The organism is Halovivax limisalsi, from assembly GCF_023093535.1.
In the GTDB taxonomy this organism is placed as follows: Archaea; Halobacteriota; Halobacteria; order Halobacteriales; family Natrialbaceae; genus Halovivax; species Halovivax limisalsi.
The window spans coordinates 843470-855079 of record NZ_CP095757.1 but is presented as its reverse complement, the minus strand read 5'-3'; the positions used below and the strand labels follow the sequence as shown (position 1 = coordinate 855079).

At 67.9% G+C, this 11610-nt stretch carries 13 protein-coding genes; 5 read left to right on the top strand and 8 right to left on the bottom strand.

From position 1 onward, the window contains the following. Nucleotides 1-65 precede the first annotated feature (65 nt). The 4 genes from MXA07_RS03735 to MXA07_RS03720 form a co-directional block, all read right to left on the bottom strand. Nucleotides 66-1208, bottom strand: coding sequence for a hypothetical protein (locus MXA07_RS03735; protein ID WP_247730711.1), 1143 nt, complete (start codon nucleotides 1206-1208; stop codon nucleotides 66-68). 180 nt (nucleotides 1209-1388) lie between these two features. Further along, on the bottom strand, nucleotides 1389-2390 hold the full coding sequence (locus MXA07_RS03730) for an arsenic resistance protein (RefSeq protein ID WP_247730710.1): 1002 nt from the start codon (nucleotides 2388-2390) through the stop codon (nucleotides 1389-1391). A gap of 90 nt (nucleotides 2391-2480) precedes the next feature. Beyond that, nucleotides 2481-2969, bottom strand: a complete 489-nt coding sequence (locus tag MXA07_RS03725; protein ID WP_247730709.1) for a PIN domain-containing protein — start codon at nucleotides 2967-2969, stop codon at nucleotides 2481-2483. Further along, the gene (locus tag MXA07_RS03720; RefSeq protein WP_247730708.1) at nucleotides 2969-3262 is read right to left on the bottom strand and encodes a UPF0175 family protein; all 294 of its coding nucleotides are present in this window, start codon (nucleotides 3260-3262) and stop codon (nucleotides 2969-2971) included. Before MXA07_RS03720 ends, MXA07_RS03725 begins: the two co-directional genes overlap by 1 nt. A 310-nt stretch (nucleotides 3263-3572) precedes the next feature. Here MXA07_RS03720 and MXA07_RS03715 point away from each other — a divergent pair, with 310 nt between their 5' ends. Continuing rightward, nucleotides 3573-4400, top strand: coding sequence for a 23S rRNA (uridine(2552)-2'-O)-methyltransferase (locus MXA07_RS03715; protein ID WP_247730707.1), 828 nt, complete (start codon nucleotides 3573-3575; stop codon nucleotides 4398-4400). A 52-nt stretch (nucleotides 4401-4452) separates the two neighbouring features. On the opposite strand, the gene MXA07_RS03710 is transcribed toward MXA07_RS03715, so the two are convergent. The 3 genes from MXA07_RS03710 to MXA07_RS03700 all read right to left on the bottom strand — a co-directional run bounded on the left by MXA07_RS03710 (nucleotide 4453) and on the right by MXA07_RS03700 (nucleotide 7584). After that, nucleotides 4453-4863: an SHOCT domain-containing protein gene (locus MXA07_RS03710; RefSeq protein WP_247730706.1), complete on the bottom strand. Its 411-nt coding sequence runs from the start codon at nucleotides 4861-4863 to the stop codon at nucleotides 4453-4455. A 112-nt stretch (nucleotides 4864-4975) separates the two neighbouring features. Then, nucleotides 4976-5152: a ribbon-helix-helix domain-containing protein gene (locus MXA07_RS03705; protein ID WP_247730705.1), complete on the bottom strand. Its 177-nt coding sequence runs from the start codon at nucleotides 5150-5152 to the stop codon at nucleotides 4976-4978. 104 nt (nucleotides 5153-5256) lie between these two features. After that, nucleotides 5257-7584, bottom strand: a complete 2328-nt coding sequence (locus MXA07_RS03700; protein WP_247730704.1) for a twin-arginine translocase subunit TatC — start codon at nucleotides 7582-7584, stop codon at nucleotides 5257-5259. A 159-nt stretch (nucleotides 7585-7743) separates the two neighbouring features. Here MXA07_RS03700 and tatC point away from each other — a divergent pair, with 159 nt between their 5' ends. The 3 genes from tatC to MXA07_RS03685 all read left to right on the top strand — a co-directional run bounded on the left by tatC (nucleotide 7744) and on the right by MXA07_RS03685 (nucleotide 10151). After that, entirely contained in the window at nucleotides 7744-8955 is a 1212-nt protein-coding gene (tatC, locus tag MXA07_RS03695; protein ID WP_247730703.1) for a twin-arginine translocase subunit TatC, read from the top strand. A gap of 91 nt (nucleotides 8956-9046) precedes the next feature. Next, nucleotides 9047-9211, top strand: coding sequence for a hypothetical protein (locus MXA07_RS03690; RefSeq protein WP_247730702.1), 165 nt, complete (start codon nucleotides 9047-9049; stop codon nucleotides 9209-9211). A gap of 265 nt (nucleotides 9212-9476) precedes the next feature. Then, nucleotides 9477-10151 (top strand): TIGR00266 family protein, encoded by a 675-nt coding sequence (locus MXA07_RS03685; RefSeq protein WP_247730701.1) that lies wholly within the window; start codon nucleotides 9477-9479, stop codon nucleotides 10149-10151. A 92-nt stretch (nucleotides 10152-10243) separates the two neighbouring features. Here the strand turns inward: MXA07_RS03685 and MXA07_RS03680 are convergent, their stop codons facing one another. Continuing rightward, nucleotides 10244-10540: a hypothetical protein gene (locus MXA07_RS03680; RefSeq protein WP_247730700.1), complete on the bottom strand. Its 297-nt coding sequence runs from the start codon at nucleotides 10538-10540 to the stop codon at nucleotides 10244-10246. 389 nt (nucleotides 10541-10929) lie between these two features. On the opposite strand from MXA07_RS03680, the gene MXA07_RS03675 reads away from it, so the two are divergent. Then, nucleotides 10930-11514, top strand: coding sequence for a DUF6789 family protein (locus MXA07_RS03675; RefSeq protein ID WP_247730699.1), 585 nt, complete (start codon nucleotides 10930-10932; stop codon nucleotides 11512-11514). The last annotated feature ends 96 nt before the right edge of the window (nucleotides 11515-11610 follow it).

The following is an 11610-nucleotide window of genomic DNA, read 5'->3' as shown; positions in this document are numbered from 1 at the left end:
CGCGTGACGGCCGCGGCGGGACGAAACGACGCCGACGCTGCGCCTCTGTACTCGACCGACTCGTCCTACCCCCGGTAGTCGAACTCGACGGCGAGCGGCTCGCCGCTGACGATGCCGCGGTAGCCGAAGCGGTACCGGCCGGGCTGCAGGTCCGGACAGACCTCGAGGCGGTCCTCGTGCTCGTGGCCGGCCACGACGCCCGCCTCGGTCAGCTCGAACGACCACTCGAATCCCTCGCCGGGGCGGTGTTCGATCGCCAGGTCGTCGTACCCGACGGGGTCGCCGTCGGTCGTTCCGCGGACGTCCTGCCAGCCCTCGGTCGTCAGCACCTGCAGGTTCCACTGGTGGCGAGTCCCGGTGTGTTGCACGTCAGTGGAGACGTTCCACAGCGTGATCCGGACCTCGTCGCCGCGTCCGACCCGCGGCGACGCGTCGTCGCCGGCACTCAGCGCCTGCGTCGCGTGGACCCGCATCGCGAACGTCAGGTCCTCGTCGTCGTACGCCTCGCCCAGCGCGGCCTCGTCACCGGCTGGCCCCGGCAGTCGCTGGAACTCCTCGTCGTCGCAGGTCAGCTCCTCGAGCTTCGCCGGATCGCCGTCCGGGCGGACGTGACCGGGCAGCGTCGCCGGGTCGGCGTAGCGACCGTCGGCGGCGACCTCGGCCGATTCGCCCCAGCCGTCGACGACGGTGAACGCGGCCTCGGCTGGGAGATCGTCGCCGCTGACGCGGACGAACGCCGACGGGTACGTCACGGCCTCGCCGCAGCCCTGGTTCTCACCGCCGCCGTCGACCGCCTCCGCAGTGGCGACGATTCGCCCGTCCTCGATGCCGACGTGGCTCACCCCGACCTCGTCGTAGCAGGTGTTCGGCGCGGCCGTCTCGACGTAGACGATCGCGGACGTCTCGAAATCCGTCTCGTCGAGCCAGGACAGGAGGCCGTCCACCTCGTCGGGGTGCTCGACCATCCAGGGATCGTCGTCTTCGTCCGTCAGGAGGGTGACGAACCCGGTCGCCTCCTCGGCCGTCGCCCACAGCGGCTGGGTCTGGGACGAGCCGAGCTGAAACACGTCGTGGCCCACGTCGTCGGGGTCGTCGCCGCGACCGTCGTCTTCGGCGGTATTACTGAGCGGATTGTCGATACAGCCGGCGAGACCGAGGGTCGCCCCCGTCGCCAACAGGGACTCGCGTCGAGAGACGTTCCTTGACATACCGCAACGATAGAGCGGGCCTGATAAACACCTTGTCTACGCTCAAACGCCCCTTTCAGCTAGTACGCTGGGTCGCAGTGCCGTCTCCGGAAGAATAGCGCACCGTTCGGCGTCGGCGACGAAGTGACCGGGTGATCGAGCAGGCCGCGCCAGGCGCGTCCGCCGGCGGGTGCGCTCGCGTCAATCGCCCCGCGTCAGCCCCGGAAGCGATATCGGGTCCGGGGACTCGGGGAGGAGCCACGCGGGAACGACCCGCGTGAGCGCGACCATCCCCGTCAGTTCGACGAGCGTCTGCGTCACCACGACGGCGGGCGCCAGCTCGTAGCCCGCGGGCAGGGCCAGCGCAAGCGGAAGGACGACCAGCGAGTTGCGCGTGACGGACGTGAACACCAGCGCGCGGCTCTCGCCGACGTCCATCCGAAACAGGCCGGCCGCCAGCCGCCCGAGCACCGGCATGACGAGGATGAACGCGACGTACACCGGGACGACGGCGGCGATCTGACCGATCGCGTCCCGGACACGCGGAAGCTGCGAGGCGATGACGACGAACAGCGTCGCACCCATCATCGGCACCGGCAACCAGCCCAGCCGTTCCTGCCAGGACTCGCCGGTCGACGAACGCGCCGCCCACGCTTCGGTGAGCCAGGCGAGCGTCAACGGGAGCGCGATGATGAGCACGAACGCCTCGACGAACGGCCCGGCCTCGATCACCGCTGGGACGTCGGCACCCATGAAGAGCCAGAGGTACGCCGGCAGCAACAGGAGCTGGACGAGCATCAGCGCCGGCGTCGTCGCGGTGAGCTGCTCGGCGTCGCCGCCGGCGAGATCGGTGAAGGTAATCACGTAATCGATACACGGCGTCAACAGCACCATGAACGCGCCGACGAGGATGGCCGGTTCCTGCGGGAGGAACCGGATGAGCACCCAGACGACAACGGGGGCGACGAGGAAGTTCATCCCCAGCGCCGCCGCCAGGAACCGCCCGTTCGTCACCGCCCGCCGGAGTCGAACGAACGGAATCTCGAGGAAGGTGACGTAGAGCAACACCGCCAGGACGGGGTCGATGACGGGCTCGATGGACGAAGCCGACCCGGGACGCCCGATCCCGACGCCGATCGCGAGCGCAACCGCGACCGCGTAGACGGCGACCTGGTGGCGTCGGAGCCACGCCCTCGTCTCCATGTCGCGCTATTCGGGGCTGGATGGGAAACGCGCTTCGCTGTATCTGCCCCGTCCTCTCCCTGAACGCGGTTCTCCAACCGAGGACGCGAGTCACTCCCCCAGTTCCCGGAGTTTCTTCTGCACCTGCGTGTAGACTTTCGGATGGAGGTTCATCCCCTCGTTCACGAGGTCGTACAGGACGTCCGTCGCCCCGTCCGCGGTCAAAATGCCGTCTTTGGTGCAACTGAGCAACAGCGTCGTCACCCACCAGCACTCGACGCCGTGACTTCGGGCGACCTCGATCAGTCCCTTGTCGTTGGCTAGGAGCACCGCCTCGCGGTCTTCCGCCAGCAGAATCACGGACGCGTCGCCCACCGCGGTTCCCTCCATAGACGCCACGCTGCCGGCCGCATCCGGCGTTTCGTGTACGGACACGTCGGCCAGAAACTCGTCGAGGACCGCGGTCCCTCGCTTCCCTTCGGTGAGGACTTCCGCCTGGATCGCGTCCGTCGTTCGAACCTCGTCGAAGGCCGTCGAGACGAGGTCGAGTCGACCGACCCACGCGAGCGGAATCAACGCGGAGGAATCGACGACGACCATCAGATGCGATCGAGGTCGCGGTCGAGGTCCTCGGTCGAGTAGCCCGCGTCGATTCCCGCCTCCGAAGCGAGCGTCAGCATCTCGACGTACGAGACGTCCGCACGCTCGGCCGCCGTCCGCAGCGTGAGGCGATGGTCTCGGAGTCCCTCGAGTGCTCGCTCCTTGCGCCAGTCGTCGAGTCCGTCCCTGATGAGGCGGCGCAACACCTCGGACCGGTCAGCACTCAGTTCCGCCTCGAGCTCGGCGAGGGCTTCCTCGTCGTCTTCCGGGAGACGCGTGGTCACCGTCTTCATCGTTACGATCCAATACGTTACGATACAGTATAGATGTAACGGACGGGGTCATCCACCAGCGTGGCACGACCGGCGGCAACGGGCACACCTTCGCCGCCACCAGTTGCCCCGTCGGAGACGGTCGTCGTGATCGACCGGCACGCGAACCAGAACGATCATCGAGTGTCCCTCGTGGTCGCTCCACCGCAATGCGGACCGAGCGGCCGACCCACTCCGACGGGCCTTTCCACGTCGACCGCCTCACGATTGATATGAACACGACGCCAGCACCGCCGAACCGACACCGGCCGCAAGCGTCGGTGAGCGAGCCATGACGGGCAAAGACGAGTACTACAACCGGGCCAAGCAGGAGGGCTATCGCGCCCGCTCGGCCTACAAGCTCCAGCAGTTGGACGACCTCGAGGACCTGATCGAGCGGGGCGATACCGTCGTCGACCTCGGGGCGGCGCCGGGCGGCTGGCTCCAGGTCGCCGCCGAACGGGTCGGCCCGAACGGAACCGTCATCGGCGCCGACTTCCAGCGCATCCGGGCGTTCGACGACGAGATCGACGATCGCATCGAGACCGTCCGCGGCGACGTCACCGAGGCGAAGACGCTCGACCGGATTCGACGGGTGGCGACCGGCGGGGACGGCGACGCCGGCGACTCCGACGGGGCGGCCGACGCCCGCCCGGTCGACGTCGTCCTCTCGGACATGGCGCCGAACATGACCGGCGAGTACTCGCTGGACCAGGCTCGCTCGCTCCACCTCGCGCGCACCGCGTCCGAGATCGCGCTCGAACTGCTCGGCCCCGGCGGCAACTTGGCGGCGAAGGTCTTCGAGGGACCTGACGTCGACGACTTCCGGACCGACCTGGAGAACGAATTCCAGTACGTCCGCGCGACCGTCCCCGAGGCGACCCGCTCGGAGTCGTCGGAACTCTACCTGCTCGGAATCGGGCGCCTGACGGCGCCGGTTCGCCCCGGCGAGACGTACGAGGTCGATATCGTCGACTCGGGCAGCGAGGGCGACGGCGTCGCCACCGTCGAGGGCTTCAAACTCTTCGTCCCCGGCGCCGAGCCCGGCGAGACGGTCTCCGTCCGCGTCGACGACGTCAAACCGACCTTCGGGTTCGCAGAACGCGTCGAGGACGCCTGAATCGGGCTACTTCCGAACGGAATCCGATCAGCCCGCCGCTCGTCGAGCCTGATCAGGACCGCTCGGTCTCCGGCCGCCGTACCGCGGCGTCTCCGTCACCGCTGTCAGTTTCGAGCCGATCCAATTCCGGATCGACCGACGCCGACCCGCCCCGTCGGTCGACGGCATCGGTCGATTCCATGATTCGGTCGAGGCGTCGTTCGAACTCCGCCTCGTCGATCTCGCCGCGGGCGTAGCGCGTCTGCAGCGCTTCGAGCGGGCCCTCGGATTCGGTCGTTTCGTCCGCCGCGTCGTCCTCGAAGACGCCGAGCTGGACGAGGACCCACCCGAGGAAGACGAGGCCGCCGAGGACGGCCAGGAGGTACGGCGACCGATTGATCAGGATGATCGCGAGAACGAACGCGAAGATGACGATCAGATCCAGATCGAGGCGACCCAGAAGCGCGTCCGTGTCGAACCCCATACGCCACCGTTCGGCGGTTCGGTCGAAAACGTTTGCGGTAAGACAACTTCCGGATCGACGATTCCGGCCTCGCAGTTCCGTCAGCTCGACCGATCTGACGCTCGGCTCCGGCTCACTCCTCGTTTTCGAGCCGGCCGTGGCGCTGGTCGATCTCGTCCAGGATGTCCAGGTTCTTGCGGATCGACGCCCGGATGGCGTCGCTGCGGTTGACGTACTTCCCGTCGTCCCCGACGTGCTCGTCCAGATCGGCGAGGAGTTCGCCGGGGATCTCGACGCTGATCTTCGGCATACGCGAGCATTATCGAGGCCGGGGATAAGTGTGACTTCGTAGCCGGCAGTCGCGCGCAGAGACTGATGGGAGCGTCCGGCCACCATCTCTGTTCGAAACCGTCGTCACTCGCTCGCATCCGCCGGCTCCGCCGCGGGCTCGTCGGCCGTCGGACCACCACCGCCGCCGAAGAGCCGGCCACCGGCGGTCAGGACGTACAGCAGGGCCAGTCCGAGGACGTACGTCAGCGACAGCGGGATGGCGAAGGCGAGCATCGTGATCAGGCCGCGCGGACTGAACAGCGCCGAGAGGAACCAGATCGAGACCACGATCGGCTTCCAGAACCGGAGCATCGTCCGGTAGGAGACGATGTTGCCGACGTGAAAGAGCGCCATCGTGACGACGAGGTTGACGAGGAAGCCGACGCCGACGGTGGTGTAGATGACCAGCCAGAAGAGGCTCTTGATGCGGTAGGAGATCACCATCCCGTTGGCGACCGCGTCGGTGATGAGATAGGAGATGACCGCCGGGGCGATGTAGTAGAAGCCGACCGCGAGCCCGCCGGCGAAGCCGAGGGCCAGGGAGCCACCCCAGACGAGGAAGAGGCGGCGATCCCCGCGGGCGAGGCCGCGCTCTTTGGCCGCCGGCCAGGCGAAGTACAGGACCAGCGGGAGGACGGCGACGATCGCCGCGAGCGTCGAGACCTTCACGATGAAGATCAGCACTTCGACGGGGTGGAGGGCGATGACGAAGCCGAGCTCCTGCAGGAGGGCGGTCGTCGTGTCGAAATTACTCGGGTCGACACCCTGCTGGGACGCCATCTCGGTGATGACCGACTCCGGGACCTGGTCGACGAACGTCACCAGCGCGTCCCCGATCCCGCCGACGTAGAGCCAGCCGAAGACGCCGACGAGGACGGCCATGAAGAGGCCGACGATGTAGATGAGCCGCGAGGTCAGGCTGTCCACGATGAACGCCAGGTCGTAGGCGTAGCCGCCGATGTCCTCCTCGGTGGTCTCCTCCTCGGTGAAGGGATCGAGGACGCCGGCCGCCGTGCTCGCGAAGACGCTCTCGGATTCGTCGGCGCCCGCCGCATCGGCCGCGCCGCCGGCGGCAGCCGCCCCGGCCCCTTCGGCACCCGCCTCGCCCGAATCGATGGCGTCGTAGCGGTCGATGATGGCCTGGGCCTTCTCCCGGTCGTCTTCGAGCATCGCGTCGCGGGCGACGTCCATCATGGCGTCCTCGGACATGCTGGCGAAGACCGGCGCCGGCACGCGTTCGACGTCCTCGACGTCGAGGACGTCGAAGTCGACGTCGGCGGCCGTCTCCGCGGTCATCAGCTGAGTCTCGCGCGGGTAGATCGGCGTGCGCAGCACCTGAATCGTCAAAACGCCCAGGATGAGGACGCCGACCCCGAGCGCGACCAGCAGGCCGACGGCGATCATCCCGAGTTCGCCGTGTTCGATCACCAGCCGGTCGAAGTACGTCGGCTCCGTGGGCGTCAGCGCCGACGGTAGTCGCGGAATGACTTCGGTCGCGATCAGTTCGCGGATACCGGCGTAGAGCGCTCCCACGACGACCAGCATGGTCGCGATCACGACCGCGACGAACTGCAGCAGGCGGCGCTTGACGTGTTCGACGCCGCTGCCGACCTCCGCCGCCCCGCGACGGCGCGTGTTCGCGATCAGCTTCGCGAGGCCGAGGCTGAAGCCGTAGAGCAGGACGAGCGGCGCGGCCCACATGATCAACGTGAACGGATCCGGCGGCGAGAACAGCGCGCCGAAGACCGAGATCGCGACGATCGCGTGGCGCCACTTGTCGCGGAAGGTCTCGTAGGGGACGATCTCCGTGTAGGAGAAGACGCCCATGAACAGCGGCAACTGCGCCGCAAGGCCGAACGAGATCGTCAGCAAGGCGACGAACTCGGTGAACTCGGTGATCCCCCAGCTGGGCTTGACGCCCGCGCTGTAGGCGATCGAGCCCAGGAACTGGAAGGTGAACGGAAAGAAGACGCCGTACGCGTAGACGACGCCGATCGAGAACAGCGAGAGCGAGGCGGCGACGAACGCCGCGACGAACCACTTCGAGACCGGGACGGCGCTCTGATACCCCCGCCGGCGAATCGCGTCCCGCGAGAAGTAGACGAACGCCGGAATCGCGACGATGACGCCGAAGAGCAGGCCGATCTTCGCCTGCAGGAGGATGACCTCGAACGGCGTCCGGGTGATGAGGTCGGTCGCCCCCGCGAGCGTGTCGTTCATCTCCGCCTTGGCGGTCGCCCGCAGGAAGTCCCAGATCCAGATCCGCAGGGTGTAGAACGTCCCCAGGAAGCCGACGAGGAAGACGACGAAGATCTTCTGGAGGTCGCCCTGGGCCGAGGAGATCATCGAACCGACGGTTTCCCGGCCGGACTGAACCGCGCGGGCCGTGTCCTCGTCGACGACGGAACTCATTGACTGTGAGGCCCTACCTTTCTTCCAGTTATCAACCTTTCGAGTCTACGGGATCCGCGTCGGTCGAACGCGTACGGCGCCGGTGGTCGGACGTTCTCAGTGGCTCGCCTCCACCGTAAGAAAAAGGCCTATAACTGGCCCCGAGACAAGTGAGGATAGATGCCGGGCGAGCGGGACGAGCCGACGGCCGATGACGGCCCCGACGAGCCGCGCGAGGGCGCGTCGGGAACGGACTCGTCAGCCGCCGCACCGGACGACGCGGCGTCGGAGCCGACCGAGGCCGCGTCGGAACCGGACGAGGCGACCTCGGCAACCGCCGACGACGGATCGAAGCCCGACGCCGGGTCCGACGATTCTGGCGCCGGGTCCGACGAGCCTGACGACACGGCCTCCACGACCGTCGAAGACGAGCCGGACGACTCCGACGGGAATGACGGCGCAAATTCGACCAGCGGGGCCGACGACGCCGACACGGCCGACGGGACCGACGATTCGACTCCCGCGGACCCCGGCGCCGACTCCGACGACGAGACCCAGCGCGTCGACGCGGACGGCGGTCACGTCGACCGCCCGGACAACATCGCCGATCGGGTGCCGGATCGGTCCCCGGAGCAGGAGTTACCGGGCGTCGACGACGGCGGGTTCTCGAAGCCGCCGGACGACGAGGAGATGCCGCTCGCGGACCACGTCGAGGAGATGGTCCAGCGCCTGGCGGTCGTCCTGCTGTTCGCCGCGACGGGGACGGCCATCGGGATCCTCTTCGCGACGGACGCGATCACCATCATCTGGACGAACGCCATCCCTCAGCACGAGGAGTGGCCGCCGCACCTGTATCACCCGCTCGAACTCTGGCTGACGCGGATCAAGGTCGCCGGGTTACTCGGGATTATCATCGCGATCCCGGCGTTCGTCTACCAGACGTACCTCTTCATGCGTCCCGGGCTGTACCCGAACGAGCGCAAGTACTACCTCGCGGCCGTGCCGACGAGCGTCGTGCTCGCGGCGATCGGCATGTTCTTCTCGTACTTCTTCGTCCTCCCCGTCCTCTTCGAGTACTTCACCTACTACTCGGAGGGCAGCGCCGAGATCCAGTACGCCCTCGGCGACACCTTCAACCTCGTCATCACCCTCACCGCGTTCCTCGCCATCGTCTTCCAGATCCCGCTCTTTATCATGCTCGCGATCATGATGGGCGTCGTCTCGCGGCGCTGGCTCGCCCAGATGCGGCTGTACTTCTGGGCGGCGTTCGTCGGCCTCGCGTTCATGTTCACCATCGACCCGACGATGATGGCCGCCGGCTTCGTCGCGCTCACCATGATCGCGCTCTTCGAAGGGACGCTCGCCATCCTGAAGTGGGTCGGCGTAGAGTGACACCGCGGGCCCTGCTCGCGAAATCGGTCGGGAGGGTTCTCGAAAGGCAGTGGATTAATGGGGCTCGAACCCCGATCTTCCCGGCGGACGTATGAGTGACTCCAACACCGCCGAGGAAGCGCTGCAGCGAGTGCGTGACCGATTCGACGCGGCGGCCGACGAAGCCGACGAGATGAGCGAGAGCGCTCGCCAGGAAGTCACTGATGCGATCGACGCGCTCGAGGAGCGGATCGGTGAGCTTCGCAACCGGCTCTAGCCGTCGTCGAGCGGTCGAGGTCGGCTGCGGGCGCCGAACCGCTTACCGGCCGTCGAACGGCGAGAACCGGCTTGCTCTAGACGCGCGAATGTCGCGATAGTCGATCGGCGCCACATCGCCGCGCGGATCGGCCGGGCGTGCGATGGGATCCGCCGGATGGCGGAAAACCACAGCCGCGGTATCGCCTCCGGTCGATGCGCCGGTCGAACGAGCGGGGATTTATTTGGCTCGACTCGAACGCAGGCCTAACGGACGTGATATCGGTATGGAAATCGAATTCACCCATCGACCGTCGTTCACCCACCTCGTCGTACAGCTCGAGACCGGAGAGTCGATCGTCGCCGAACCGGGGGCGATGGTCGGCCACTCCCCGACGATTTCCGTCGAGACGGGGACGAGCCGCGACGGCATCATCAGTTCGGCGAAGTCGATGCTGGGCGGCGAATCGCTCGTCGCGAACACGTTCACCGCCGAGGGCGGCCCTGGACAGGTCACGTTCGCGCCGCCGACGCCGGGCGACGTGATGGCGCAGGAACTCGACGACGAGACGCTCTACACGACCGACGGGGCGTTTCTCGCGGCGACGCCCGAGATCGACATCGATTCCGAGTTCGGCGGTCTCAAGTCGGTGCTCGGCGAGGCAAGCCTCGTGCCGCTGGCGCTGCGGGGATCGGGCACGGCCGTCATCGACGCCTACGGCGGGCTCGAACGCCTCGACCTGGATGCGGGGGAGTCCTACGTCCTCGACAACGAGAACCTGATCGCCTGGGACGACGAGGTCGACTTCTCCACTCGCCGCGTCGGCGGGCTCAAGTCGACGCTGTTCAGCGGCGAGGGGCTCGTCTTCGAGTTCACTGGCCCGGGAACGGCCTGGTACCAGACGCGCGATATGGACGGGCTGGTCGACGTGATAGCACCCCGGCTGCCGAGCGATAATTGAGCGAGTCCCCGGCGGGGTCCGACGGCGGAGGGGTAGCTCGCTGCGCGGCGACGCGTCACGGTTCCACTCGCCGAGACTGCGCTGCGGTGGCCTCAGGCGATGCGTCGCGATCCGCCCTCGCTCGCACGCTCCGTGCCGCCATCGACGCGTCGATCGTCGGCCAGTCCGGCCCGATCGAGCCGTCGTTCGCCGCGCTCCGTGATCGTGAACAGCCCGCTGGCGGCGGTCGTGAGCGCGCCGTTCCGGTGCAGTCGGACGCACGCCTCGTCGACGGTGACCGGGTGTTCGTCGAGCGACTCGGACAGGTCCACCGCGTGGGCCGGCGGTCGATCCGCGACCGCCGCGAGGATGCGCAGTTCGAGCCGCTCCCGCGTCGTGCGGTCACTCATCGAACCTCGCGCGCCGTCGGAGCCCGGCGTCGGTGTCGTCGGCTCTCGAGCGCCGTCGATCGGTCGTCCGGGTGAATTCGGTTCCGCCTCGATCCGCCACCGCCGTCTGCGGGATCGATCGACCGTCCGCGGGGGTCGGTTTCCGTCCCGATTCGCGTCCGCTAGATGGAGGTTGTGGTTCGATCATTCGCGTGTAGTGGGATGCCCGCACCTGATTGCGTGGTCCTCTCTAGCACCGGGGAATCGAGGCCGTGAAAAACCGCCACCAGATTCCCGCCCGCTGGGAACGTCGCCGTCCCGCGATCCGCCGACAGATCGCCGACCGGACGTCGGGCGCCGCCGGCACGGACAGGCCGGGCCCTTAGGGGCCCGACCGTCGAGAACGAGGTATGGCAAAGGTACCGGGTCGCATTCGGACGGTCGCCCGCCGCGAGTCGCCCGCGGAGTCCTCCCGCCTCGCTCACGCCGCGGCGGCGAGCGTCCGCGGCCTGCAGGCCGGCTTCGTCGCGACGTGCATCATGACCGCCTTCCGATTGCCCATCCTGCGGTCGTTGCCGCCGTCGGCGCACTTCTACGCCGCGTACGTCGGCGGCGGGGAACCAGACGATCACGAACTCGCCGGCCTGCTGTTACACCTCGGCTACGGGACGAGCGCCGGCGCGGTCTTCGGCGGGCTCTTCGCCCTGCAGGACGCGGAAGAGGCGATCGGCGCCGAGCAGCGGGGACTCCTCTGGGGGTCGGTCTTCGGGATGGTCCTCTCGGCCGTCGGCTCGCAGTTTCTCCTGAAGGAACTGCTCGGGTTCGAGCTCGACGCGGACGAGCTGGCGCTCTTTCACGCCGCCCACCTCGTCTACGGGCTCTCGCTCGGCGCCTGGGTCGGCTCGCGCACCGAAGGCGTCGAGGATCCGGACGCGGAGTACGAGTACGGCGACGCCCCGGACGAACCGTCCGTGGCCGACCGCGTCGCGGGATGAGGCGTGTTCTCCTGGCTGGGGCCGTCGGCGCCCTGAGCGCGCACCGGAATTGCGGACCGTCGCGTGGGCGCGCGCTCGACGGAGCCGTTCGTCGGA